Raw genomic sequence first — 24,191 nt, forward strand, 5'->3', positions numbered from 1 at the left:
TGTCGAGCCGTCCCCCGGCTCAGGCGTCCTCGGCCGCCACCAGTTCACGGCAGCGCTTGACGTCCTCGGCCATCTGCTCGAGCAGGGCGTCGAGGGAGTCGAACCTGGCCTGGCCGCGCACGAACGCCAGGAAGTCGACGGCGACGTGCAGGCCGTACAGGTCGAGGCCGACGCGGTCGATGGCGTACGCCTCCACCGTGCGCTCGGTGCCGTCGAACTGCGGGTTCGTGCCGACGGAGATCGCGGCCGGCATCACCTCGCCCTGGGCGTGCAGGAAGCCCGCGTAGACGCCGTCGGCCGGGATCGCCGTGTGCGGGAGGGTCTCCACGTTGGCGGTGGGGAAGCCCAGCTCGCGGCCGCGCTGGGCGCCGCGCACGACCACGCCCTCCACCCGGTGCGGCCGGCCCAGGATCTCGCGGGCGCCCGCCATGTCGCCCTCGGCGACCAGCCGCCGGGTCAGGGTCGAGGAGAACGGCTCACCGCCGCCCGCCGCGCCGCGCACGAACAGGTCGACGACCTCGACCTCGAAGTCGTACACCGCGCCCTGTTCGATCAGGAACTCGACGTTGCCCGCGGCCTTGTGGCCGAAGCGGAAGTTGGGGCCCTCCACGACCGCCTTGGCGTGCAACCTGTCGACCAGGACCTTCACCACGAAGTCGGCGGCCGACAGCTTCGAGAACTCGGTGGTGAAGGGGAGGATCAGCACCGCGTCCACGCCCAGCTCCGCCATCAGCTCGGCACGGGTGTGGTGCGGGGCCAGCAGCGGCGGGTGGCTGCCGGGGCGGACGACCTCGCTGGGATGCGGGTCGAAGGTGACGACGACCGCGGGGATGCCCAGCTCACGGGCGCGGTCCACGGCATGCCGGATGATCAGCTGGTGACCGCGGTGCACCCCGTCGTAGGAACCGATGGTGACGACGCTGCGCCCCCAGTCCTCGGGGATGTCCTCCAAGCCACGCCAGCGCTGCACTGTGACCGCTCCTCGAACCTTTGTCCGTTGTCCCTCTTACGCAGCTCTAAGGGTGCCATGTTTGCCGGACGCGGCTCACACCGGCACGGTCGCTGTGACCGGGCGCACGTGTCCGCGGTCACGCCGGGACCCTCACCCCGGCGAGGTTTCCCAGCATCCGCCGGGTGCTCGGTCCCACCACCGCGGCCCACTCGTCCGGGGTGTCGGTGAGCCAGCGCGCCATCAGGGCGGCGAACCCGGGCACGTGCCGGCCCAGGTCCACCAGCCCCCGGTCGAAGCGGGTCGCGCCGTCCGGGGTGCGGACCAGGAGCAGCCCGGTGCGACGGACCAGGTCGCGCATCCGGTCACCGTCCTCCCCGCGCTGCGCGGCGGCCGCGTGCAGCAGCGCGTCCAGCACGCCGGGGTCGCGCTCATGGGCGAGCAGGAACTCGAGGAGCTCGTGGCGGAGCGGTTGCGAGGCCGGGGCGCCGGCCGCGCCGAGCACGGTCGCGAGGGCCGCCCGCACCGGTTCGGGGCCGTCGCCGAGCAGTCCGGTGACCAGCGGCAGGAGGACCGCGCGGGACTCGGCGCCCCGGTCGAGGCAGCGCTCGACGAATCCGGCGACCTGTCCGGCCAGCTCCGGCCGCAGCTCGGCGGCCTCCCGGACCAGCTCGGTGACGCGCTCCAGGTGCGTGGGCGCGGTGACGTCGGCGAGGGCGCGCAGTGCCTGTCCGGCGTCCGGGCCGCGCAGCCGGGCCCGGAAGGCCGCCAGCACCTCCTCGGGGTGGGTGGTCAGCGCGGGGACGAGGGCGGCGGGGGTGAGCTGGGGGTCGTCGGCGGCGAAGTGCCGTAGGGCCGCCGGGAGGTGACGGGCGCGGGTCGCCGGGTCCCGCACCAGCAGGGCGAGGGCGCCGCCGTGCAGGGTGCAGTCGGCGGGGCGGGCGAGCAGGCCGAGCGCGGCGTACCGGAGCAGTTCACGGTCGGCGTCGCCGCGCACGTGCGGCGCGGCGCGCAGGGCGTGGGCGACGGCGGCCACCCGGCGGGCCGGGCGCTCGTCGTGCGCCCAGCGGTCCACGGCCCGGCACACGGCGGAGGGCTCGTCCTCGGCGAGCACGCCGAGCAGTTCGTCGCCGCGCCGGTGCGCCGCGTCCACCAGCACCTCGGTCAACGCGTCCAGCGCACCGTGCCGATGGGTGTGCAGCAGCGCCTGCGCCGCGGTGGCCACGGTGGCGTGCGGCATCGCGGGCAACGGCCGCTCGTCGTCGAACCACTTCGTGAGGTACGGCTGTACGCCGGCGGGGTCGGCGGCGAGCAGCCGGGCGACGGCGTCCAGGAAGCGCGGCGCCGCGCCTTCGGCGTCCTCGGCCGTCGGCCGGGGCCCGAAGCGCCCGACGCCCGCCGCCTCCGGCAGCGACTCGTCCGCGAGGACCAGTCTGCGCAGCAGATCGAAACGGTCGGCGTCGGACAGGGCGAGCGCCGTCCAGAAGGCGGGCCCGAACGCGTCGGACCCGGCGCGCTGCCGGCGCACCACGCGGTCCGCGAGCAGCTTCAGCACCCCGGTGTAGGGGGTCGCGTCGGGGAGTCTCAGCAGGGTCTGGGTGAGCAGCCGCGCGGCCCACCAGGAGCCGGGGTCGAGGTCCAGTGCGTGCGCCAGTTCATGGAGCCGTGGCGCCAGTGCGTCCGGGCCGTACTGCCGGTCGAGGAGCAGCAGCGCCTGGACGACCGGGCCGATCCGGTGGTGCGGGACGGGCAGGGCCTGGGGGCCCTGGTGGGGGGTGCGCCGGCGGTGCACGAGGGTGTGCAGGGCCTCGTCCAGGTCCAGGTGCGTGCCCTGGAGCCAGTCGGCGAGTTCCTCGTGGGCGAAGCGGTAGCCGCCGCCGGCGGGGACCAGCAGGCCCTCGGTGAGTACGGCGGAGGCCCAGCCGGAACCGCCGCCGAGACGGGCGGGGACGGGCCCCCAGGGGAACACGGTCTCGAACGACTCCCGGTCCAGCTCCCCCTGTCCGGGGCCGAGGCTGCGCCGGGCGGCCTCGTGGACCTGGCCGGAGACCCGGGCGGCGAGCCGTCGGACGGCCTTGCCGCGCAGGCCGTTCTCGGCGGCCAGCCGGACCGCGATGCGCAGGCACATCAGGTCGAGGTGGACGGCGAAGACGTCGTGCCGGTCGACCGGGGCGGCCTCGGGGGCGTCCGGGAGGGCGGCACGGACCTCGGAGAGCAGGCGCAGGGCGAGGGGGTGGCGGGCGTCGCGGTCGACGAGGGCGCCGTCGGGCACGCCGTAGCGGGCGCGGGCGCGGCGGGCCTCGTCGGGGGTGAGGTCGGTCAGCCGGACGCACCCCGCTTCGTCACCGGTGCCGTGCAGCAGGCCGGGTGGGAACTCGGCGCCGGCGCACTCCCAGTACTCCTCGCGGCAGGCCACCAGCAGGCGGGCGCCGGTCTCCCGCAGCCAGTCGGCAGTGCCCTCGGTCCAGGCGGGCAGCCGGTGGGCGAGGACCGGGGGCATCTCCTCGGGGCCGTCGAGCAGGAGGAGCAGCGGGCGTCCGAGGCGGGCGGCCAGTGCGGCCAGCCGTTCCACGGTCAGGTCGCCGAGGTCGCCGGGGAGTCGGGAACGGGAGGCGGCGGCGATCCGGACCGCGCGCTCCAGGGTGCGGCGGGCGGCGTCGGCCACGGAGGCGTCGGCGTCCTTGAGGTCGGCGCCGCGGAGCCAGAGCGTGGGGTGGGCGGCGCGGTGGCGGCGGGCGGCCAGGGCGGCGAGCTCCGTGGTGCGGCCCGTGCCGGGGGCGCCGACCAGGGCCAGGACGGGGCCGGTGCCGGGGCCGGTGGCGGTGCCAGGGCCGGTGGCGGTGCCGGTGCCTTCGGCGAAGGCCGACAACTGGTGGGAGACGGTGGTTCGTTCGACGGGGCGGACGGGGTCCGTGTGGTCGGGTGCGGGTGGGTGGGGGCTGATCGCGCAGTTCCCCGCGCCCCTGTGGGGCGTGGCACGGCCCACGTAGCCCGAGAGGGTGCCCGGGGGGCCGTCCTGGCCGACGGAGGTGGCCGTCAGTTCCAGGATTCCGGCGAGGTTCAGGTCGGTGCCGTACGCCGGGACGGTCGCGGCGTTCCGGGCGAGCAGGTCGGCGAGGGGGCCGCTGTCCGGGTGGTGCAGGGGGACCGCGAAGCCGACGTCGCGCTGGCCGGACTGGAGTGCGGTGCCGAGGACCGCCAGGACCGCGCCGGTCTCGGCGTCCAGGACCGGGCCGCCGGCCGCTCCGCCGCCGAGGCGCAGGGCGTCGCGGCCCGCCGTGCCGATCGCCAGCTCCAGGGCGTCCTCCAGGAGATGGCACCGGTCGGTGGCCGTGTAGGTCACCTGGGTCGCGGCCAGCACCCGGGCCTCGCGCCAGCGGTCGGCCGCGATCCGTACGTAGGCACCGGCCGGGATCCGCTGCCGTACCGTGATCGGCAGCGGGTCCACGGCGAGGCCCTCGGTGCGGATCAGGGCCAGGTCGAGGGCGGGCAGCGGGGTGACGGCGTCCGGGGCGACCACGCAGGTGCGGTCACCGGCCGCGTGCAGGACGATCCGGGCGAGCCCGTCGACGACCTCGTGGCTGGTCACGAGCGTCCCGTGGTGGTCGGCCAGGAAGCCGGTGCCGCGCGGGCGCCCGGCGAGGTCGCGGATCCGGACCAGCCGCTCGTCGAGCACCGGTGCGGTTTCCGCCGCCGCCCTGTCCGCCTCCCGCGCACCGTCCGCCGTCCGGCGACCGCTCCCGGTCCGCGGGCCCCGTCCCGCCATGATCGAACCTCCCCGCCCGTACACCCGTGCCCTGGTGTCCGACGGTAGGGGCGAAATGATCAGTGGGACAGAGCGGGCCGGGAAAGCGCCCCCCTCCGCTCCCCCGGTTCACTCCGAGCGCCTGCTCGGTCGGGTGAATGGGCGGGAGCGGGTGGATACACCCTAGGGGTGGGGGAACCGAGGGGGGACCGTGGAGCGGCGGCAACACCGACCCCGTGACCGCCGCTCCACGGGCGACACCCTCCGGCGCCCCACGGTCGGCCCCCCGCCCGCCGCTGGGGCCGCCCCGTCCCGCTGGTGGACGGGCTGCGGCCGTCCGTCTCCGAGGAGTGGACCAGTCCGATCGCAGCGAACGGGCCGCCGTGCCGGCCACCGAAGGTGCCGACCGCCCCGCCCCCGGAAGACCCCGCCCGCGTACCACCGCCTGAGCACAGGCCGCTGCGCCGTGGGGCCGTTCGTTCCGTCGGCTGGGTCAGGAGAAGACCGCGAGGCTCTTGGACTTGCCCTTGTGTTCCTCCACGAGGGCGAGGAAGCGGCCCTCGGGGTCGAACACCGCCACGGGGCCGGTGCCCGCGTACTCGTCGGGCATCTCCAGGCGCACGCCGTTGGTGAGCAGCCTGGCCCGCCTGGCGTCGACGTTCCAGCGCGGGAAGGCGGCGTCCGCCGCGTCGGCGATCGGCATCACGGTCAGCTCCTGCTGGAGCTGGTCGAGGGTGCGTGCCGAGTCCAGCTTGTACGGCCCCACCCGCGTCCGGCGCAGCGCGGTGAGGTGGCCGCCGACGCCCAGGCCGGCGCCCAGGTCGCGGGCGAGGGCGCGGATGTAGGTGCCGGAGGAGCAGACGACGGAGACGACCAGGTCAAGCACGGGGGTGCCGTCCTCGGCGACGGCGTCCCGGATGTCGTACACCGCGAAGGAGGAGACGGTCACCGGGCGGGCCGGGATGTCGAAGTCCTCGCCGTCCCGGGCGCGCTTGTAGGACCGCACGCCGTCGATCTTGATGGCGCTGACCTTGGACGGCACCTGCATGATGGCGCCGGTCAGCTTGGCGATGCCGGCGTCGACGGCCTCCCGGGTCACCTTGGACGCGTCCGTGGACGAGGTGATCTCGCCCTCGGCGTCGTCGGTGACGGTGTTCTGGCCGAGGCGGATCGTCCCGAGGTACTCCTTCTCGGTGAGGGCGAGGTGCCCGAGGAGCTTGGTCGCCCGCTCGACGCCGAGGACGAGGACGCCCGTGGCCATGGGGTCGAGGGTGCCGGCGTGCCCGACACGTCGGGTGCGGGCGATGCCCCGCATCTTGGCGACGACGTCGTGCGAGGTGAAACCCGACGGCTTGTCGACGATGACGAGGCCGTCGGGCGGGGTGGGCTTGCTGGTCATTCGGTGGCGTCGTCCGTCTCGTCGGCAGCGTCCTCGCCCGGCTTGCGGTAAGGGTCGGCCTCGCCCGCGTAGTCGGCGCCCGCGGAGGCCTCGCGGACCTTCGCGTCGGACTGGCGCGCCCGGTCGAGGAGGTCCTCGATGTTGCGGGCGGTGTCCGGCAGGGCGTCCGCGACGAAGGCGAGGGTCGGCGTGAACTTCACCCCGGCCGCGCGGCCCACCTCGGACCGGAGGATGCCCTTGGCGCTCTCCAGTCCGGCGGCCGCTGCCTTCCGCTCCTCCTCGTCGCCGTACACCGTGTAGAAGACGGTCGCCTCCCTGAGGTCACCCGTGACCCGGGTGTCCGTGATGGTGACGTGCGAGCCGAGCCGCGGGTCCTTGATCCCGCGCTGCAGCTTCTGGGCCACCACCTCTCGGATGAGGTCCGCCAGCCTTTTCGCCCGCGCGTTGTCGGCCACTGGTCCGCTCCCGTTCTTTCTTCTTGTCGTTCTCAGGTCTAGTCGTCGTCGCCGTGGAAGCGCCGTCGGACGGACAGCAGCTCCACCTCGGGGCGGCCGGCGACCAGCCGTTCGCACCGGTCGAGCACGTCGGTCAGGTGCGCGGCGTCGCCGGAGACCATGGCGAGGCCGATGCCGGCCCTGCGGTGAAGGTCCAGGTGGTCCACCTCGGCCGCGCTCACGGCGTACTTCCGCTGGAGTTCGGCGACGATCGGGCGGACGACGGAACGCTTCTCCTTGAGCGAGTGGATGTCGCCCAGGAGGAGGTCGAAGGACAGAGTCCCCACGTACATGTGTGTAACCGGTTAACCCGCCGGTACGGGATCGATGGCCCTGTCAGGAACGGTACCCCGTCCCTGCCGGGGACTCGACCGACTTTCCCCACGGTCACAGGGCAGGAAAAAGGCCGGCCGACGGCACCGAAGTCCCGTCGGCCGGCCGCAGCCGCTAGACGCGCGGCTTCTCGCGCATCTCGTACGTCGCGATGACGTCGTCGATCTTGATGTCGTTGAAGTTTCCGAGGTTGATACCGCCCTCGTAGCCTTCGCGGATCTCGGTGACGTCGTCCTTGAAGCGGCGCAGGCCCTCGATGTTGAGGTTCTCCGCGATGACCTTGCCGTCGCGGACGAGGCGGGCCTTCGTGTTGCGCTTGACCTCGCCCGAGCGGATGAGGACACCGGCGATGTTGCCCAGCTTGGACGACTTGAAGACCTCGCGGATCTCCGCCGTACCGAGCTCGACCTCCTCGTACTCCGGCTTCAGCATGCCCTTCAGGGCCGCCTCGATCTCCTCGATCGCCTGGTAGATGACCGAGTAGTACCGGACGTCCACACCCTCGCGCTCGGCCATCTGCGCCGCGCGGCCGGCCGCGCGGACGTTGAAGCCGATCACGATGGCGTCGGAGCCCATCGCCAGGTCGATGTCGGACTCCGTGACCGCACCGACGCCGCGGTGCAGGACGCGGATGTCGACCTCTTCGCCGACGTCCAGCTGGAGCAGGGAGGACTCCAGGGCCTCGACGGAACCAGAGGCGTCACCCTTGATGATCAGGTTCAGCTGCTGGACCTCGCCGGCCTTGAGCACCTTGTCCAGGTCCTCCAGGGACACGCGGCGCGTGCGCTTCGCGAAGGCCGCGTTGCGCTCGCGGGCGGCACGCTTCTCCGCGATCTGGCGGGCCGTACGGTCCTCCTCGACCACGAGGAAGTTGTCGCCGGCACCCGGGACGTTGGTGAGACCGAGGACCTGCACCGGAGTGGCGGGTCCGGCCTCGGCGACGTTGTTGCCGTTGTCGTCGAGCATGGCGCGGACGCGACCGTAGGCGTCGCCCACGACCATCGTGTCGCCGACCCGCAGCGTGCCTCGCTGGACGAGGACCGTCGCCACGGCACCGCGGCCGCGGTCGAGGCGGGACTCGATCGAGATGCCCTGCGCGTCCTGGTTCGGGTTGGCCCGCAGGTCGAGCGAGGCGTCGGCGGTCAGGATGACCGCTTCCAGCAGCTCGTCGATGTACAGACCCTGCTTGGCGGAGATGTCGACGAACATGGTGTCGCCGCCGTACTCCTCGGCCACCAGGCCGTACTCGGTCAGCTGACCGCGCACCTTGGTCGGGTCGGCACCCTCGACGTCGATCTTGTTGACCGCGACGACGATCGGCACGTCGGCCGCCTTCGCGTGGTTGAGCGCCTCGACCGTCTGCGGCATGACGCCGTCGTTGGCCGCGACGACCAGGATCGCGATGTCGGTCGACTTCGCACCACGGGCACGCATGGCGGTGAACGCCTCGTGACCCGGGGTGTCGATGAAGGTGATCTTGCGCTCTTCGTCGTTGACCTCGGTGGAGACCTGGTAGGCACCGATGTGCTGGGTGATGCCGCCGGCCTCGCCCGCGATGACGTTCGTCTTGCGGATGGCGTCGAGCAGTCGGGTCTTTCCGTGGTCGACGTGACCCATGACGGTGACGACCGGCGGACGGACCACCAGGTCGTCCTCGCCGCCCTCGTCCTCGCCGAACTCGATGTCGAAGGACTCGAGCAGCTCGCGGTCCTCCTCCTCGGGGCTGACGATCTGAACCGTGTAGTTCATCTCGCCGGCGAGGAGCTGCAGGGTCTCGTCGGAGACGGACTGCGTGGCCGTGACCATCTCGCCGAGGTTCATCATGACCGCGACGAGGGACGCCGGGTTGGCGTTGATCTTCTCCGCGAAGTCGGTGAGCGACGCGCCGCGGGAGAGACGGATGGTCTCGCCGTTGCCGCGCGGCAGCATCACGCCGCCGACGCTCGGGGCCTGCATGGCCTCGTACTCCTGGCGACGCTGCCGCTTCGACTTGCGACCACGACGCGCCGGACCGCCGGGACGGCCGAAGGCGCCCTGCGTGCCACCACGGCCGCCGGGACCGCCCGGACGACCGCCGAAGCCGGGACGACCGCCGCCGCCACCGCCGGGACCGCCGCCGAAGCCGCCGCCACCGCCGGGGCCGCCGCCACCGGGACGACCGGCGAAGCCGCCGCCACCGCCCGGACGGGCACCGCCGCCACCGCCGGGACGGCCGGCGAAGCCGCCGCCACCGGGACGACCGGCGCCGCCGGGACGACCCGCACCGCCGGGACCGCGACCGCCGCCACCGGGGCCGGGACGCGGGCCGGCAGCGGGACGCTGCGGCATCATGCCGGGGTTCGGACGCGGACCCGCGGAGCCGCCGCCGGGACGCGGACCGCCCTGCGGACGGGGCATGCCGGACGGGCTCGGACGGGCACCGCCGGGAGCCTGCGGACGCGGACCGCCGCCCTGGGCGCCGGGCGCCTGCGGACGGGGACCGGCGCCGGGGGCACCGGGGCCACCGGGGCGCGGACCGCCCTGCGGGCGCGGGGCCTGCGGGCGGGCCATACCGGTGGAGCCACCGGACGTGAAGGGGTTGTTGCCCGGGCGCGGACCGGCCGGACGGGCACCGCCCGGACGGGGGGCCTGGCCACCGGGGCGCTGACCGCCCTGGCCCGGACGGCCGTCACGCTGGTCGCGCTGGCCGGGAGCCGGACGGGCGCCGGGGCGCGCAGCGCCCTGGTTGGGACGAGGGGCACCGGGACGCGGGCCCTGCGCGGCGGCCGGGCTCGGCGCCGCGGCGGCCGGAGGCGCCGGCGGTGCGGTGAACTCGGGCGCGGCCGGGGCCGGGCGCGGTGCGGGCTTGGGGCCCGGGACGGGGCGCGGGCCGGAGGCGGCCGGCGCGGGGGTGACCGGAGCCGGAGCCGCGGGCGCCGCCGGAGCCGCGGGCGCGGCCGGGGGCTGCGGGGCAGCCGGTCGGGGGGCACCCGGCTTCGGGGCACCCGGACGGGCCGACTGCGCCGGAGAGGGCGCGCCGGGCTTGGGGGCCGCCTTGCGCGGGGCGGACTTGCCACTGCCGCCGCCCTGCAGGGCGTCGGTCAGCTTGCGTACAACGGGCGCCTCGATCGTCGAGGACGCCGAACGGACGAATTCACCGAGTTCCTGGAGCTTGGCCATGACGACCTTGCTCTCAACCCCGAACTCCTTGGCGAGTTCGTATACCCGGACCTTAGCCACTTCGCTCCTTTGAGGTCCGGGTGTGTCCGGACCGTCGCTACTTCATGGGCGTACTCATCGCGTGCTCATCGAGTGCTCATCGCAATCTCGACCTACTTCCAACTCGCGGGGTACCAGAGCCGCACGGACGTTCCGTACGACGCTTCTTACGGTGTTACTGCTCGACGTACCGGCGCAACGCCTTTACGTCCAGCGGGCCCGGGACGCGGAGCGCCCGCGGGAGTGCCCGGCGGCGTACCGCCTGGTCCAGACAGACCTGGGCGGGGTGCACATATGCACCCCGGCCGGGCAGCGTACCGCGAGGATCAGGGACGCAGTCGTCCCCGACCGCCACGATCCGCAGCAGTTCGGTCTTGGCCGCTCGCTGCCTGCACCCCACACAGGTGCGCTCAGGGCATGCGCGGGCTCGCGTCCGGCCAGACACTGCTAAGTCTACCTCCCCGTACCGACCTCACCCCTTCGGGGCAAAGATCGAACGGCCGTTGTCGTATTCCAAGCCACCTGCGGCTGGGAACTATTCCCCCCGTCCGGGTGAACCGCGACGGAGAAGAGAGTGATCTACTCGGACACCTGTTCGGTATCCGGGCGGATGTCGATCCGCCAGCCGGTGAGGCGGGCGGCGAGACGGGCGTTCTGCCCCTCTTTGCCGATCGCCAGTGACAGCTGGTAGTCCGGCACCGTCACCCGGGCGGACCGGGACGCCAGGTCCACGACCTCCACCTTGGAGACGCGGGCCGGGGACAGCGCGTTCGCCACCATCTCGGCCGGGTCGTCCGACCAGTCGACGATGTCGATCTTCTCGCCGTTCAGCTCGCCCATCACGTTGCGGACCCGGCCGCCCATGGGGCCGATACAGGCACCCTTGGCGTTCAGGCCCGAACGGGTGGAACGCACCGCGATCTTCGTACGGTGACCGGCCTCACGGGCGATGGCGGCGATCTCCACGGACCCGTCGGCGATCTCCGGCACCTCCAGGGCGAAGAGCTTCTTCACCAGGTTCGGGTGGGTACGGGAGAGCGTGACCGAGGGTCCGCGGACGCCCTTCGCCACCCGTACGACGTACGAGCGCAGCCGCATGCCGTGCGCGTAGCTCTCACCGGGGACCTGTTCCTGCACCGGCAGGATGGCCTCCAGCTTGCCGATGTCGACCAGCACGTTCTTCGGGTCGCGGCCCTGCTGCACGACACCGGTGACGATGTCGCCCTCCCGGCCGGCGTACTCGCCGAGCGTGGCGTCGTCCTCCGCGTCCCGCAGCCGCTGCAGGATCACCTGCTTGGCGGTGGTGGCGGCGATCCGTCCGAAGCCCGACGGGGTGTCGTCGAACTCGCGCGGCTCCTGCCCCTCCTCCAGGTCCTCGGGGTCCTCCTTCGCCCACACGGTCACATGCCCGGTCTCCCGGTTGAGCTCCACGCGCGCGTGTCGGCGGCTTCCCTCGGTGCGGTGGTAGGCGATGAGGAGGGCCGACTCGATCGCCTCGACCAACAGGTCGAAGGAGATCTCCTTCTCCCGAACCAAGCCCCGCAGGGCGCTCATGTCGATGTCCACGGCTACGCCTCCTCTTCCTTCTCGTTCTTGTCGCTCTTGTCCTTGCGGTTGAACTCGACCTGCACCCGCGCCTTGTCGATGTCGGCGAAGGCGAGCCGGCGCGCGGTGGCCTTGCGGCCCTTGACGCCCGGCACCTCCAGGTCGAGGCCCTCGTCGTCGACGTCCAGGATCCTGGCGACCAGTTCCCCGCCCTCGGCGAGCTGGAACCTCACCAGCCGGTCCACGGCCCGCACGTAGTGCCGGTGCTCCTTGAGGGGGCGCTCGGCGCCGGGGGTGCCGACCTCGAGGGTGTACTCGCCGTCGCCCATCGCGTCGGTGTCGTCGAGCCTCGCCGAGAGCTCACGGCTCACATCGGCGATCTGGTCCAGGTCGGCCCCGGTGTCGGAGTCGACGACGACGCGCAGCACCCGCTTGCGTCCTACGGAGTCCACGGCGATCTCTTCGAGATCCAGTCCCTGGGAGGTGACGAGCGGTTCCAGGAGCTCTCGCAGCCTCTCGCTCTGGGTGGTGCTCATCCGGGTGACTCCTCGGCCGCGTGTGCTGTTGTGGGATGGGTCGCGTGTCTGGTCAAAGCGTATCGGGTCGTGAGGTGTGGTGCGTGCTGCCGCCGCGAGGGTGACGAGCCGGTGACGCGGGTTGACCGGATGCGCGGGTAACGTGATCACGGCGGGGCGTCTGCCCGCCCGTGTGTTCGTACGAGCCCCCCCGAGGACGTCTGCCGTGCCGTTGCCCCCGCCGTCGCGTACCCGCCCGGGAGTACGCAGGAGGAGCCTGATCGTTTCAGCGGCCTCGGCCGCCGTACTGGCCGGCTGCTCCGCCGGTCCCGGCCCCGACGGCACCACCCCGTCGGTGTCCACGCGGGCACGCGCGCGTGCGGCCCGGGACAGCCGGGGGCTGCTCGGGCGGTACGACGCCGTGCTCGCCGCCCATCCCGCGCTCGCGGAGCGGCTGCGGCCGCTGCGGGCGGAGGTGGCGGCCCATGTGGCGGCGTTCGAGGAGGGCACGGCCTCCCCCTCGACGACGGGCTCGGCGTCCGCGTCGGCGTCCGTTCCGGCATCGATTTCGGCGTCCGCTTCGGCATCCACTTCGGCGTCCGCTTCGGCATCCACTTCGGCGTCCGTTCCGGCATCCGGCTCGCCGTCGGCCCCGCCCTCCGCCACCGCCCCGGCGTCCGGTTCGGCCTCCCCGGCCGTTCCGGCCGACCAGAAGACCGCGCTCGCCGAGCTGGCCGCGGCCGAGCGGAGCCTCGCCGACCAGCGGGCCAAGGCGCTCCTGGACGTCCCGGGCGAGCTGGCGCGGCTGCTCGCGGGCGTGGCGGCCGCCGGTGCCGGGCACGCGTACCTGCTGACGAAGGGGGACAAGTGAGCGACGAGGCCAGGGCGGGCGTGCTCAGGGCGCTCCAGGCGGCGCTGGCGGCCGAGCACGCCGCGGTGTACGGCTACGGGGTGGTCGGGGGCCGGGTCGGCGCACAGCGGCTGGCCGAGGCGCGCTCCGCCTACGACGCGCACCGGTCCGGCCGGGACGCGCTGGCCCGGGAGGTGCGGGACCTGGGCGGTGAGCCCGTCGCCGCGAGCGCGGCGTACGCGCTGCCGTTCGCGGTGAGCGACCCGGCGACGGCCGTACGGCTCGCCGCCGAACTGGAGGACCGGGTCGCCGACGTCTACTCCGACCTGGTCCGGGCCTCCTCGGGCGAGCGGCGCGGCGCGGCGGCCGGGGCACTGCGGGAGGCCGCGGTGCGGGCGGTGCGCTGGCGCGGGGAGAGCGTAGCCTTCCCTGGGCTCGCCGAGCGGGGCGCGCCGCAGGGGCAGGCCGGCGGCTCGGCCTCGCCCGCCGCCTCGGCGAATCCCTAGGACAGGAAGGAACGACTCGCGTATGGCTTTCGAACCGCCGCGGCGCCTGGTGAAGGCGCTCGGTGAGACGGCGCCGGACGGTGACGAGTGGCTGGAGAAGCTGCCGGGTGCGGTGGAACGAGCCGTCTCGCTACGCGAGTTGACCGTGGAGCGGGTGCAGGTGCCCGGCGGCCGCAGCAGTGTCGTGCTGCTGGTCCGGCGGCCGGACGGGACACCGGCGGTGCTGAAGCTGGCGCCGCGACGGGCCCGGCCGGAGGGCGAGGCGGCCGCGCTGGCCCACTGGGGTGGGCTGGGGGCGGTGCGGCTGCTGGAGGCCGACGCGGCCGCCGGGGTGCTGCTGCTGGAGCGGCTGCACCCGGAGGTGTCGGTGCGGTCGCTGCCGGAGGCGAAGGCGCTGCTGGAGGCCGCGGGAACGTTGCGGCGGCTCTGGGTGGAACCGCCGTCGGGGCATGTGTTCGAGACCGTGGCGGAGCGGACGGGACGGCAGGCGGCGGCGATGGCCGCGGCTGCCGGGGACGCGGACGTGGTGGCGCTGGTGGCGGGGGCGCTGGCCGCCCGGGAGGAGTTGCTGGCCGGCGAGCCGGAGCCGCGGTTGCTGCACGGCACGTTCCGGCAGAGCAAGGTGCTGGCCGGGGAGCGGTTGCCGTGGCTGGCGGTGGGGCCGGACCCGGTGGTCGGGGAGTGCGCGTTCGATCTGGCGCGGTTGGTCCGGGACCGGGTGGAGGACCTGATCGCGTCCCCCTCGGGGGCGTCCATCACCCGGCGGCGGATCAAGCGGCTCGCGGAGTCGCTCGAGGTGGATCAGGAGCGGTTGCGGGGGTGGACGTTGTTCCGGGCGGTGGAGTCGGGGGTGCGGGCGCTGCGCGTGGGGCGGCCGAGGGATGCGGAGCTGTTGCTTGAATTCGCCGGGTGGGTGTGACGCGGTCGGATGCGGGTCGGTGGGGCTGGTCGCGTCCACGCGGCGGAGCCGCACATCGGATACGGCCCCGCGCCCCCTCAGGGGCCTCAACCCTCCGTCAGTTTCAGAGCCAGGACCGGACAGTCCGCGGCCGCCCTGCGGGCTCGTCTCCTCGTGCGGGGCGGCAGGGGGCGGCCGTCGGCCAAGGGGTAGCCCCATTCGTCCAGGGTGATGTGCTCGGGCAGCAGTTCCGCGCACAGGCCGTGGCCCCGGCAGGACGTCCAGTCGATCTCCATGCGCTGGTCCATGTCAGGCCTTCTCGGTGGGTACGGGGAGCAGGGGGGTGCGGTCGGTCGCCGTGCAGTGGCCGTTCGCGTGGGCGTCGATCTCCGTGGCGAAGGTCGTGAGTGCGCTGCGTACCAGGCGGATCGTGCCGTCGGGGTGGTGGCAGGCTCCTCGGCCCTCGACCAGGCCCGCCCAGCGGCTGATGTCGGTGCGGATGCCGCCCTGGGGGCCGGGTTCGGCCAGGGTCCGGAAGGCGGTGGCGATGCGGGGAAGGCCGTTGCGGCAGGGACCGCACTGGCCCGCGGACTGGAGGGCCAGGTAGCGCAGGACGCGGGCGGTCTCGGTCACGCCGCAGCGGTCGGCGGGCAGGGCGGCCAGCACCCCCGCGCCCAGGTGGGCCGACGAGACGGGGACCCGGGCGGCCTCGGCGGCCGGGATCCAGGTGCCGTGGTAGCCGCCGACGAGCGCCGCGGACGCGCCGTCCAGCGGCAGGAGCCGGCCCAGCGGCATGCCGAACGGCGCTTCCACCACCCGGACTTCACGGCCGGCCGCGTGCAGGGTGCACAGTGCGCTGCCCGGTTCGGCGGGGGTGCCGGCCGAGCGGAACCACGCGGCGCCGTAGCGGGCGATCAGGGCGAGGTGGGCCAGGGTCTCGACGTTCTGGACGAGGGTGGGGGCCCGGCGCACCCCGCGTTCACGGACCGGCGGGCTCGGATGTGTGGGGCGGGCCGGGCCGCCGGAGATGTACTGGACGAGGGCGGAGGCCTGGCCGGAGAGGAAGCGCGCGGGCAGGCGTACGACCCGCACTCGCACCGGGTCGCGGCGCTGGGCGAGGGCGGCCTCCAGGGAGGAGGCGCCGTCCTCGACGGCGAGGTACGCCTCCTGGGCGCCGATCACCCCGGCCGCCAGCTGGAGCCCGTCCAGGACGAGGTGCGGTGACAGCCTCAGGAGGGTCCGGTCCTTGTGGCTGGCGGGTTCGCTCTCCGCGCCGTTGGCGACGACGACCGGTGCGCGTCCGGTGCGGCGGGCCGCGTCGGCGACCGCGGCGAACTTCCGGTGGGCCGGGAAACCCGCCCCGCCGCGGCCGGTGAGGCCGGATTCGGCGAGGGTGCGCAGGACGGCGGCCGGATCGCCGTGTGCGAGGGGGCCGTAGCGCTGCTCGTGGGTGGCGAGGTCGGCCGGGGCGCCGCCGGGGGCCAGCAGGCGCGGAGGCATGCAGACGTCGGTGCGGAGTGTGGTCATCGGTGGGCGCCTTCGGTGTGCAGGAGTGCCGCGGGGGTCTGGCGGGCGGAGCGGGCCGCCTGGGCGGTGCGCACGGCGAAGGCGGTGAGCACCGTCGCCACGCAGGCCACCGTCAGCCAGGTCATCCAGTCGGTGCCGGCGTCCGTGCCGATGCCGATGCCGTGGACCAGGGCGACGGGCCAGGAGGCGTACGCGAGCCAGTGCACCGCCCGCCAGGTGCGGTGCCCGAGTCGGCCCCGGAGGAGGCTGGTGACCAGGACCGCGAGCATCAGGTCGAGGGCGACCGTGCCGAGGCCGAGCCAGAGCGGCCGGTAGGCGGAGACGAAGGGGACGACGGCGTCGGCGACCGTGATGTGCACGTAGCCGTCTCCGACGGCCACCGCGACGTGCAGGGCCAGGAAGGCGGTGGCCGACAGGGACAGGGTGCGGTGCAGGGAGACGGTGCCGAAGCGCGGGAGGCCGGGCAGGCGGGTCCTGAGGCGGACGGCGATGCCGAGCAGGACGACCACCGTGAGCAGGACCAGGCAGACGGCGCCCGTGGCCCGGTTGGCGTACCAGAGGGTCTCGGAGGTCATGCCGCGGCCTCCGGCGCGACGGCCGCGGTGGGCCAGCCCGGGGTGGTGACGACCGTGCCGTCGTGCGCGACCAGGCGCGCCGGCAGGCCCAGCCGGGTCAGCCAGCGTTCCGCATCCGCGCCCTTGACCAAGGCCGCCGTGGTCGCCGCGTTGGCGTCGGCGCAGTCGGCGGCGGCCACCGAGACCGTACGCCACGGGGAGCGGACCGGCAGCCCGGTGCGCGGGTCGACGACGTGGTGGAGGTCGTACCCCCCGCGCTGCCAGCGGCGGGCGGAGGTGCCCGAGGTGGCGAGGCCTCCGGAGCGCAGCCCGACGGTGTCGTACGACCCCTGGGCCGGCTGTTCGTCGACCGCGCCGGTGACGTCCTGGACGCGGATCTGCCAGCCGCCCGCAGGAGGTTCGCCCGCGACGGCCGTGTCGCCGCCGAGGCTCACCAGGACCCCGCAGCCCGCCGCCTCGGCCAGCGTCCGCACGGCCCGGTCGGCGGCCCACGCCTTGGCCGTCGCGCCCAGGTCGAGGCGGACGCCCGCGGGGACGGTGACCGTGCCGGTCGCCCGGTCGAGCAGCACCCTGCGCCAGCCCGGGGCACGGCGCACCCGCAGGGAGACCGGGCGGTCGTCGTCGCGGACGAGGGTGAAGTCGCGGTCGTAGCCGATCGCGGCCATCGCCGAGCCGACCGTGGGATCGACAGCGCCGTCCGTGGCCTCGGCCGCGCGCAGCGCCACGGCGAGGGCCTCGGCGAGCAGCGGGCTGACCCGGACCGGGCGGCCGTCGGACGTGTCCAGGGCGGCGAGTTCGGAGTCGGCGCGGAACCGGCTGCAGGTCGCGTCCACCTCGGCGAGCTGCCGGGCGAGGAGCAGGTTGCAGGAGTCCAGGAGGGCCGGGTCGGTGACGACCAGGCGGACCGTGGTGCCGAGGGCCCGCCAGTCGGCGGCGGCCGTGGTGCGCGCGGCGAGGGTGGTCATGACGCCCCCGAGGTAGCGTCGGTGGAGCCGCTGCCGGAGCTGAGGCCGCCGGCGGAGGACTGGAGGTCCGAGGAGGAAGAGGAAGAGGAAGACGACGAGGTCGACGAAGACGAAGCCGAAGACGGCGAAGACGAAGACGATGAAGACGAACTGCCCGTCCCGGCGCCCGAGTCGGAGCTGCTGGACGTCGTGCCCGTGGTGCTGCTGGCCGTCGTGGCGGCGTCCGACTGCATCGCGCCGACCAGGGCGAACACCCCGGCCGCCGCGGCGAGTGTGACCGCCGCCGCCAGGGCCGCCGTCCGCCGGGCACCGCGGCGGACCGCCGCGGCGGCTCCCCGGTCCCCCGGCCGGTCCCCCTGCTGACTGTGCTGCGCTCTCCCCGTCATGGCCGATCCCCTCCCGTGTGACTCTCTGTCACGCACTACGTTCGGGTACCGGCCTGAGAGAGAGCTGTGCGCATCCCACAGGGATCGGAAGAACTGTCTGAGAGGTTCCTGAAAGGACGAGCGCGGGCCGCCGGTGGTCACCGGCGGCCCGCTCGGGTGGAGCCGGGGTCAGTTCGCGGTCAGGCGGGCGACGGCCTCGTCCACCGTCAGCTCCTCGCGCTCGCCCGTCCTGCGGTCCTTCAGCTCCAGCACACCCTCGCCGGAGCGGCGGCCCGCGACCAGGATCTGCGGTACGCCGATGAGCTCGGCGTCCGTGAACTTCACGCCCGGGGAGACCCCGGCCCGGTCGTCGACCAGGACGCGCAGGCCGGCCTCCCGCAGCCGCTCGGAGACGTCGAGGGCGAGTTCGGTCTGCAGGGCCTTGCCCGCGGCGACCACGTGGACGTCGGCCGGGGCGACCTCGCGGGGCCAGACCAGGCCGTGCTCGTCGGCGGTCTGCTCGGCGAGGGCGGCGACGGCGCGCGAGACGCCGATGCCGTAGGAGCCCATGGTGACGCGGACCGGCTTGCCGTTCTGCCCGAGGACGTCGAGCTTGAGCGCGTCGGCGTACTTGCGGCCGAGCTGGAAGATGTGCCCGATCTCGATGGCGCGGTCCAGCTTGAGGCCGGTGCCGCACTTCGGGCAGGGGTCGCCCTCCAGCACCACGACGACGTCGACGTACTCGTCGACGGTGAAGTCACGGTCCGCCACGACGTTCTTCGCGTGCGTGCCCTCCTTGTTGGCGCCGGTGATCCAGGAGGTGCCGGGCGCCACCCGCGGGTCGGCGATGTACTTCACCTTCTCCCCGAGACCCTGCGGTCCGACGTAGCCGCGGACCAGGTCGGGGCGGCCCGCGAAGTCGGCCTCGGTGACCAGCTCGACGGTGGCCGGGGCGAAGTGCTCCTCGACCTTGCCCATGTCGACCTCCCGGTCCCCCGGCACGCCGATGGCCACGATCTCGCCGTCCACCTTCACCAGGAGGTTCTTCAGGGTGTCGGAGGCCTGGACGCCGAGGTGGGCGGCGAGGGTCTCGATGGTCGGGGTGTCCGGGGTGGGGATCTCCTCCAGCGCGGGCACCTCGGTGGCGTCGACCGGCTTCAGCGTGTACGAGATCGCCTCGGTGTTCGCCGCGAAGTCGCAGTTCGGGCAGTCGGCGAAGGTGTCCTCGCCGGCCTCGGCCGGGGCCAGGAACTCCTCCGACTTCGAGCCGCCCATGGCGCCCGCGGTGGCGGCGACGATCCGGTAGTCGAGGCCGAGGCGCTCGAAGATCCGCTGGTAGGCCTGGCGGTGCAGGGCGTACGACGTGCCCAGGCCCTCGTCGTCCAGGTCGAAGGAGTAGGAGTCCTTCATCAGGAACTCGCGGCCGCGCAGGATGCCGGCCCGCGGACGGGCCTCGTCGCGGTATTTGCTCTGGATCTGGTAGAGGATGACCGGCAGGTCCTTGTAGGAGGACGCCTGGTCCTTCACCAGCAGGGTGAAGATCTCCTCGTGGGTGGGGCCGAGCAGGTAGTCGCCGCCCTTGCGGTCCTGGAGGCGGAACAGCTCGGCGCCGTACTCGTCCCAGCGGCCGGTCGCCTCGTACGGCTCCCGGGGCAGGAGGGCCGGCAGCAGCACCTCCTGGGCACCGATCGCGTCCATCTCCTCGCGGACGATCCGCTCGATGTTGGACAGCACCTTCAGGCCGAGCGGCAGCCACGACCAGATACCGGCGGCCGTGCGGCGGACGTAGCCGGCGCGGACGAGGAGCTTGTGGCTGAGGACCTCGGCGTCCGCCGGGTCGTCACGCAGCGTCTTCGCCAGCAAGTGGGACATGCGTTGGACCGGTGCGTTCGCCATGGTTCTCGTACTCCTGCCGGGAAAGGTTGATGGCTAGGAGGTTAGCCGGGCCTGCTGTGCCGGTGGAAATCCGTTATCGGCGATCGGGTCGATCGGCTCAGCGGCGCCGCAGCGGCAGCGGGGCGCCCATCACGGCGTACGGCTTGGCGGCGCTCGGGAAGTGCACCTGGCGGGCGAGGTCGACGTAGCCGAGCGAGTGGTAGAGGCCGCGGGCCGGGCTGTCGGTGTCGATCGCGGAGAGGATCGAGCGGGGTTCGGCGGCGCCGTCGGTGATCATGGTGATCAGGCGGCGGCCGATGCCGCGGTTCTGGTGGTGCGGGTGGACGTGCAGCTCGGTGATGACGAAGGAGTCGTCGAGCCAGTCGGCGTGGCCCTGGGCGCGGAGGTAGGGCTCCACGACGGTGGACCACCAGTGGGTGCGGGAGTTGGGCATGCCGTAGACGAAGCCGACGAGGCGGCCCGCGTCCGTCGCGCCGAGTGCCCTCGCCCCGGGGTACTGCATGTGGCGCAGGACGATCCCCCGGCGGACCGCCACCTCGTCGGGGCCCAGGCCGAAGGCGACGGCCTGGACCGCCAGGGCCTCGTCCACGTGCGAGGGGAGGTCCAGGGGGCCGATCACGAGGGTCATGTGGGGAGGGTACAGGGGGTTCCGGTTCGCCGTCCGGGTGCGGGGCGGGCGCCGTGGGCCTCGGGCTAGAACAGCACGCTCATGAACGCGCCGACCTCCTGGAAGCCCACTCTCAGGTACGTCCTTCTCGCCGCCGTGTTGAAGTCGTTCACGTAGAGGCTGACGAGGGGGGCCACGTCGGCGAGGGCGTAGCGCAGGACCGCTGCCATCGCGGGGGCCGCCAGGCCCTGGCCGCGGTACTCGGGGGCCACCCAGACGCCCTGGATCTGGCAGGCCTCGGCCGTCGCCGCGCCGATCTCCGCCTTGAAGACGACCTTGCCGTGCTCGTCGAGCCGGGCGAACGAGCGGCCGGAACCGACCAGTTCGGCGACCCTCGCCTGGTAGAGGAGGCCGCCGTCACCGGCCAGCGGGGAGACGCCCACCTCCTCGGTGAACATCGCCACGCACGCCGGCATGATCGTCTCCATCTCGTCCTTGCGGATGCGGCGGACGTACGGATCCGGGGCGATGTCTGCGGACATGCGGTCGGTGACCATCAGGGGCTGGCGGGCGCGGACCTCGCGGGCCGGGCCCCAGTGGGGTTCCAGGAGGCGCCACAGCTGGGCGGTGGCCTCGGCGGGGCCGACGATGGAGGAGCAGCGGCGGCCCGCCCTGCGGGCGCGGTCGGCGAAGGAGCGGATCGCGCGGGGGGTGGCGCAGATCGGGACGAGGTTGGCGCCGGCGTAGCAGAGGGACGTGAGCATGCCGTCCTCGTACCAGCCCCACATCTCGCCGCCGAGGCGCCAGGGGTCGAGGCCGGCCACCTGGACACGCGAGGTCACGAAGGCGTTCGCGACCGGCTCGCGGTCGAGTACCGCGAGCGCGGCGTCCAGGTCGCTCGGTTCGAGCACCCGTGAGGTGGTCTGCGTCAACACGTGCGGGGCCTCACGCTGAGGGGTTCTGCTTGATCTCCGCACTGTACCTGCGGAAGCTGAGCGGTGCCGCCCCGGTGCGGGTTGCCGTTGGCTGGTTGGTGCCGTCAACCCTGGTGACTGCTTGAGCGTTTACGAGCCCGGCAGTGGGGTGACCGCGCGGGTGCGGGTGGTGTGTGGCTGGTCGCGCAGTTCCTCCCCCAGCCTTCGGCCGGGGGTACCCCCAGCGCCCCTTCGGGGCGCGTCCACTCCCGGCGCTTTGAGGTCAGCCTGCCACCGACACCGTCGGTTCGCCGGATTCCGTGCCCGACGCCTCCATCTGTTCGGCCAGCTTCATGGCCTCCTCGATGAGGGTCTCCACGATCTTGGACTCCGGGACCGTCTTGATGACCTCGCCCTTGACGAAGATCTGGCCCTTGCCGTTGCCGGAGGCGACGCCGAGGTCCGCCTCGCGGGCCTCGCCGGGGCCGTTGACGACGCAGCCCATGACGGCGACGCGGAGCGGGACCTCCATGCCGGTCAGGCCCGCGGTGACCTCTTCGGCGAGCTTGTAGACGTCGACCTGGGCGCGGCCGCAGGACGGGCAGGAGACGATCTCCAGGCCGCGCTGCCTGAGGTTGAGGGACTCCAGGATCTGGTTGCCGACCTTGACCTCCTCGACCGGCGGCGCGGAGAGGGAGACGCGGATGGTGTCGCCGATGCCCTGGGAGAGGAGGGCGCCGAAGGCGACCGCGGACTTGATCGTGCCCTGGAAGGCCGGGCCCGCCTCGGTCACGCCGAGGTGCAGCGGGTAGTCGCACTGGGCGGCGAGCTGCCGGTACGCCTCGATCATCACGACCGGGTCGTTGTGCTTGACGGAGATCTTGATGTCCCGGAAGTCGTGCTCCTCGAAGAGGGACGCCTCCCACAGCGCCGACTCGACCAGCGCCTCGGGGGTCGCCTTGCCGTACTTCTGGAGCAGCCGGCGGTCCAGGGAGCCGGCGTTGACGCCGATGCGGATCGGGGTGCCGTGGTCCTTGGCGGCCCGCGCGATCTCCTTGACCTTGTCGTCGAACTGCTTGATGTTGCCGGGGTTGACGCGGACGGCGGCGCAGCCGGCCTCGATCGCGGCGAAGACGTACTTCGGCTGGAAGTGGATGTCCGCGATGACCGGGATCTGGGACTTCTTCGCGATCGTCGCGAGGGCGTCGGCGTCGTCCTGGGTGGGGCAGGCGACCCGGACGATCTGGCAGCCGGACGCCGTCAGCTCGGCGATCTGCTGGAGGGTCGCGCCGATGTCGGACGTCCGGGTCGTCGTCATCGACTGGACCGAGACCGGGGCGTCCCCGCCGACCGCCACGGAGCCGACCTGGATCTGCCGGCTCTTCCGGCGCTCGGCGAGCTTGGTCGGAACGGACGGCATGCCGAGAGAAATCGCAGTCATCTGCTGTGCAACCCCAAGTCGTGGATCTAGGTCCAGGTCCCGTCGTAAGCGGGTTCCAGGCTCCGAGATTACGGCACCGGCACCCGGGCGAGCACATCCCCCACCCGTAAACCCACTCGATGGAAGCGGCCCGGGACACCATGTCCCGGGCCGCTTCGAACGGTGCGTGGCTAGGAGATTTTCACCGGGTTAACCACGTCGGCGATCAGCACGAGGACGGTGAAGCAGACGAAGATCCCGGCCACCACATAAGCCACCGGCATCAGCTTCGCCACGTCGAACGGGCCGGGGTCCGGGCGGCGCAGCACCTTTGCCAGGTTGCGGCGCAGGGACTCCCACAGGGCGCCCGCGATGTGCCCGCCGTCGAGCGGGAGCAGCGGGAGCATGTTGAAGAGGAACAGGGAGAGGTTGAAGCCGGCCACCAGCATCAGGGCCATCGCCAGCTGCTCGGTGGGCGGGATGTCGAGGGTGAAGATCTCACCGCCGACGCGGGCGGCGCCGACCACGCCCATCGGGGAGTCCGGCTGGCGGGGGGCGCCGTCGAAGGCCGCGTCCCACAGGGCCGGGATCTTGCCGGGCAGGCTCGCGATGGAGTCGACGGCCTCGCCGAGTCGGTCGCCCATCCAGGTCACCGAGTCGCCGAAGTCCTGGCGGACGATGCCGGTGGCGGCGCTGAAGCCGAGGAAGCCCGCGGTGACGTACTGGCCCTGGACGATCTGGCCGCTGGAGTCCTTCTTGGCGACCTGGTTGGTGGCGATCTTCGCGTGCAGGGTCACCTCCTGCCCCTTGCGCTGGACGACGATCGCGACGTCCTTGCCGGGGGTGGACCGGATCAGGTCGGAGAGCTGGTTCCAGCTGGTGGTCTCGACGCCGTTGAAGGAGAGGATCTTGTCGCCGGCCTTCAGGCCCGCCGCGGCGGCCGGGGAGGCCGCGTCGGTCTTCTTGCAGCTGTCGCGGTTCTCGCTCTGCGCGATCACGCACTGGGAGACCGAGCTGACCGTGGTGGTCTGCTGGCTGATGCCGAAGCCCATCAGGACGGTGAGGAACAGCGCCACCGCGAGGACGAGGTTCATGAAGGGGCCCGCGAACATCACGATCACGCGCTTCCAGGGGGCGCGCGTGTAGAAGAGGCGGGTCTCGTCGCCGGGCTGGAGTTCCTCGAAGGCCGCCGAGCGGGCGTCCTCGATCATGCTGCGCCAGGGCGAGGTGGAGCGCGCGGTGATGCGGCCGTCGGCGCCGGGCGGGAACATGCCGATCATGCGGATGTAGCCGCCGAGCGGGATGGCCTTGATCCCGTACTCGGTGTCGCCCTTGTGCCGCGACCAGATGGTCGGGCCGAAGCCCACCATGTACTGCGGGACCCGGATGCCGAAGAGCTTGGCGGTGGAGAGGTGCCCCAGCTCGTGCCAGGCGATCGAGACCAGCAGGCCGACCACGAAGACGACTATGCCGAGGATCATCATCAGGGC

Annotated in this window: 22 protein-coding genes; 4 read left to right on the forward strand and 18 right to left on the reverse strand. The window is 73.3% G+C overall.

The window, feature by feature from the left end; genetic code table 11:
• Nucleotides 1-19: 19 nt before the first annotated feature.
• From ACZ3KP_RS05990 to rimP, 9 genes are all read right to left on the reverse strand, one after another.
• Nucleotides 20-970, reverse strand: a complete 951-nt coding sequence (locus ACZ3KP_RS05990) for a bifunctional riboflavin kinase/FAD synthetase (protein ID WP_467496817.1) — start codon at nucleotides 968-970, stop codon at nucleotides 20-22.
• Between the two features lie 118 nt (nucleotides 971-1,088).
• A complete protein-coding gene (locus tag ACZ3KP_RS05995) occupies nucleotides 1,089-4,715 on the reverse strand; it encodes a trypsin-like peptidase domain-containing protein (protein WP_467496819.1) in 3,627 nt (1,208 codons plus the stop codon).
• 472 nt (nucleotides 4,716-5,187) lie between these two features.
• Nucleotides 5,188-6,093, reverse strand: a complete 906-nt coding sequence (gene truB / locus ACZ3KP_RS06000) for a tRNA pseudouridine(55) synthase TruB (protein WP_467496821.1) — start codon at nucleotides 6,091-6,093, stop codon at nucleotides 5,188-5,190.
• Nucleotides 6,090-6,548 (reverse strand): 30S ribosome-binding factor RbfA, encoded by a 459-nt coding sequence (gene rbfA, locus ACZ3KP_RS06005; RefSeq protein WP_132889900.1) that lies wholly within the window; start codon nucleotides 6,546-6,548, stop codon nucleotides 6,090-6,092. Before rbfA ends, truB begins: the two co-directional genes overlap by 4 nt.
• 38 nt (nucleotides 6,549-6,586) lie before the next feature.
• Entirely contained in the window at nucleotides 6,587-6,880 is a 294-nt protein-coding gene (locus ACZ3KP_RS06010) for a DUF503 domain-containing protein (RefSeq protein WP_046732584.1), read from the reverse strand.
• Nucleotides 6,881-7,034: 154 nt separating this feature from the next.
• Complete coding sequence (gene infB / locus ACZ3KP_RS06015) at nucleotides 7,035-10,139, reverse strand: translation initiation factor IF-2 (RefSeq protein WP_467496824.1); 3,105 nt, start codon at nucleotides 10,137-10,139, stop codon at nucleotides 7,035-7,037.
• A gap of 154 nt (nucleotides 10,140-10,293) precedes the next feature.
• A complete protein-coding gene (locus ACZ3KP_RS06020) occupies nucleotides 10,294-10,563 on the reverse strand; it encodes a YlxR family protein (protein ID WP_358975262.1) in 270 nt (89 codons plus the stop codon).
• A gap of 134 nt (nucleotides 10,564-10,697) precedes the next feature.
• Nucleotides 10,698-11,684, reverse strand: a complete 987-nt coding sequence (nusA, locus tag ACZ3KP_RS06025; RefSeq protein ID WP_132889897.1) for a transcription termination factor NusA — start codon at nucleotides 11,682-11,684, stop codon at nucleotides 10,698-10,700.
• A 2-nt stretch (nucleotides 11,685-11,686) separates the two neighbouring features.
• On the reverse strand, nucleotides 11,687-12,199 hold the full coding sequence (gene rimP, locus ACZ3KP_RS06030) for a ribosome maturation factor RimP (RefSeq protein ID WP_467496827.1): 513 nt from the start codon (nucleotides 12,197-12,199) through the stop codon (nucleotides 11,687-11,689).
• 205 nt (nucleotides 12,200-12,404) lie between these two features.
• On the opposite strand from rimP, the gene ACZ3KP_RS06035 reads away from it, so the two are divergent.
• From ACZ3KP_RS06035 to ACZ3KP_RS06045, 3 genes are read left to right on the forward strand one after another with little or no spacing between them, the layout of a single operon-like run.
• Entirely contained in the window at nucleotides 12,405-13,049 is a 645-nt protein-coding gene (locus ACZ3KP_RS06035; RefSeq protein WP_467496829.1) for a hypothetical protein, read from the forward strand.
• Nucleotides 13,046-13,534 carry a DUF4439 domain-containing protein gene (locus ACZ3KP_RS06040; RefSeq protein WP_358975251.1) on the forward strand — a complete coding sequence of 163 codons (489 nt, stop codon included), beginning with the start codon at nucleotides 13,046-13,048 and terminating at the stop codon, nucleotides 13,532-13,534. The genes ACZ3KP_RS06035 and ACZ3KP_RS06040 overlap by 4 nt, the downstream gene beginning before the upstream one ends.
• Before the next feature lie 22 nt (nucleotides 13,535-13,556).
• On the forward strand, nucleotides 13,557-14,453 hold the full coding sequence (locus tag ACZ3KP_RS06045) for an aminoglycoside phosphotransferase family protein (protein ID WP_467496831.1): 897 nt from the start codon (nucleotides 13,557-13,559) through the stop codon (nucleotides 14,451-14,453).
• Between the two features lie 86 nt (nucleotides 14,454-14,539).
• On the opposite strand, the gene ACZ3KP_RS06050 is transcribed toward ACZ3KP_RS06045, so the two are convergent.
• The 4 genes from ACZ3KP_RS06050 to ACZ3KP_RS06065 are packed head-to-tail and all read right to left on the reverse strand — an operon-like array spanning nucleotide 14,540 to nucleotide 17,499.
• Nucleotides 14,540-14,740, reverse strand: a complete 201-nt coding sequence (locus ACZ3KP_RS06050; RefSeq protein WP_467496833.1) for a ferredoxin — start codon at nucleotides 14,738-14,740, stop codon at nucleotides 14,540-14,542.
• 1 nt (nucleotide 14,741) lies between these two features.
• Entirely contained in the window at nucleotides 14,742-15,959 is a 1,218-nt protein-coding gene (locus ACZ3KP_RS06055) for an NADH-ubiquinone oxidoreductase-F iron-sulfur binding region domain-containing protein (protein ID WP_467496834.1), read from the reverse strand.
• Complete coding sequence (locus tag ACZ3KP_RS06060) at nucleotides 15,956-16,534, reverse strand: ferric reductase-like transmembrane domain-containing protein (RefSeq protein ID WP_467496835.1); 579 nt, start codon at nucleotides 16,532-16,534, stop codon at nucleotides 15,956-15,958. Before ACZ3KP_RS06060 ends, ACZ3KP_RS06055 begins: the two co-directional genes overlap by 4 nt.
• Nucleotides 16,531-17,499, reverse strand: a complete 969-nt coding sequence (locus tag ACZ3KP_RS06065) for an FAD:protein FMN transferase (protein ID WP_467496837.1) — start codon at nucleotides 17,497-17,499, stop codon at nucleotides 16,531-16,533. Before ACZ3KP_RS06065 ends, ACZ3KP_RS06060 begins: the two co-directional genes overlap by 4 nt.
• A gap of 21 nt (nucleotides 17,500-17,520) precedes the next feature.
• Here ACZ3KP_RS06065 and ACZ3KP_RS06070 point away from each other — a divergent pair, with 21 nt between their 5' ends.
• Nucleotides 17,521-17,862, forward strand: coding sequence for a hypothetical protein (locus ACZ3KP_RS06070; RefSeq protein WP_467496839.1), 342 nt, complete (start codon nucleotides 17,521-17,523; stop codon nucleotides 17,860-17,862).
• A 191-nt stretch (nucleotides 17,863-18,053) separates the two neighbouring features.
• Here ACZ3KP_RS06070 and ACZ3KP_RS06075 read toward each other — a convergent pair whose 3' ends face one another.
• The 5 genes from ACZ3KP_RS06075 to ACZ3KP_RS06095 all read right to left on the reverse strand — a co-directional run bounded on the left by ACZ3KP_RS06075 (nucleotide 18,054) and on the right by ACZ3KP_RS06095 (nucleotide 24,185).
• Nucleotides 18,054-19,760 carry a proline--tRNA ligase gene (locus ACZ3KP_RS06075; protein ID WP_467496840.1) on the reverse strand — a complete coding sequence of 569 codons (1,707 nt, stop codon included), beginning with the start codon at nucleotides 19,758-19,760 and terminating at the stop codon, nucleotides 18,054-18,056.
• Nucleotides 19,761-19,857: 97 nt separating this feature from the next.
• Nucleotides 19,858-20,388, reverse strand: coding sequence for a GNAT family N-acetyltransferase (locus ACZ3KP_RS06080; protein WP_358975241.1), 531 nt, complete (start codon nucleotides 20,386-20,388; stop codon nucleotides 19,858-19,860).
• 65 nt (nucleotides 20,389-20,453) lie between these two features.
• The gene (locus ACZ3KP_RS06085; protein WP_358975238.1) at nucleotides 20,454-21,302 is read right to left on the reverse strand and encodes a GNAT family N-acetyltransferase; all 849 of its coding nucleotides are present in this window, start codon (nucleotides 21,300-21,302) and stop codon (nucleotides 20,454-20,456) included.
• Nucleotides 21,303-21,564: 262 nt separating this feature from the next.
• Nucleotides 21,565-22,722, reverse strand: coding sequence for a flavodoxin-dependent (E)-4-hydroxy-3-methylbut-2-enyl-diphosphate synthase (gene ispG / locus ACZ3KP_RS06090; protein WP_358975235.1), 1,158 nt, complete (start codon nucleotides 22,720-22,722; stop codon nucleotides 21,565-21,567).
• Nucleotides 22,723-22,892: 170 nt separating this feature from the next.
• A complete protein-coding gene (locus ACZ3KP_RS06095) occupies nucleotides 22,893-24,185 on the reverse strand; it encodes a M50 family metallopeptidase (protein WP_358975333.1) in 1,293 nt (430 codons plus the stop codon).
• Between the last annotated feature and the right edge of the window lie 6 nt (nucleotides 24,186-24,191).

Source organism: Streptomyces sp. NPDC020958, from assembly GCF_055562175.1.

What these genes read in the sequence shown, in the direction of transcription:
- ACZ3KP_RS05995 (WP_467496819.1), bottom strand. Translation starts at nt 4,715, where the DNA reads ATGGCGGGACGGGGCCCGCGGACCGGGAGCGGTCGCCGGACGGCGGAC.
- truB (WP_467496821.1), bottom strand. Translation starts at nt 6,093, where the DNA reads ATGACCAGCAAGCCCACCCCGCCCGACGGCCTCGTCATCGTCGACAAG.
- ACZ3KP_RS06010 (WP_046732584.1), bottom strand. Translation starts at nt 6,880, where the DNA reads ATGTACGTGGGGACTCTGTCCTTCGACCTCCTCCTGGGCGACATCCAC.
- rimP (WP_467496827.1), bottom strand. Translation starts at nt 12,199, where the DNA reads ATGAGCACCACCCAGAGCGAGAGGCTGCGAGAGCTCCTGGAACCGCTC.
- ACZ3KP_RS06045 (WP_467496831.1), top strand. Translation starts at nt 13,557, where the DNA reads ATGGCTTTCGAACCGCCGCGGCGCCTGGTGAAGGCGCTCGGTGAGACG.
- ACZ3KP_RS06050 (WP_467496833.1), bottom strand. Translation starts at nt 14,740, where the DNA reads ATGGACCAGCGCATGGAGATCGACTGGACGTCCTGCCGGGGCCACGGC.
- ACZ3KP_RS06055 (WP_467496834.1), bottom strand. Translation starts at nt 15,959, where the DNA reads ATGACCACACTCCGCACCGACGTCTGCATGCCTCCGCGCCTGCTGGCC.
- ACZ3KP_RS06060 (WP_467496835.1), bottom strand. Translation starts at nt 16,534, where the DNA reads ATGACCTCCGAGACCCTCTGGTACGCCAACCGGGCCACGGGCGCCGTC.
- ACZ3KP_RS06065 (WP_467496837.1), bottom strand. Translation starts at nt 17,499, where the DNA reads ATGACCACCCTCGCCGCGCGCACCACGGCCGCCGCCGACTGGCGGGCC.
- ACZ3KP_RS06075 (WP_467496840.1), bottom strand. Translation starts at nt 19,760, where the DNA reads ATGGCGAACGCACCGGTCCAACGCATGTCCCACTTGCTGGCGAAGACG.
- ACZ3KP_RS06080 (WP_358975241.1), bottom strand. Translation starts at nt 20,388, where the DNA reads ATGACCCTCGTGATCGGCCCCCTGGACCTCCCCTCGCACGTGGACGAG.
- ispG (WP_358975235.1), bottom strand. Translation starts at nt 22,722, where the DNA reads ATGACTGCGATTTCTCTCGGCATGCCGTCCGTTCCGACCAAGCTCGCC.
- ACZ3KP_RS06095 (WP_358975333.1), bottom strand. Translation starts at nt 24,185, where the DNA reads ATGATGATCCTCGGCATAGTCGTCTTCGTGGTCGGCCTGCTGGTCTCG.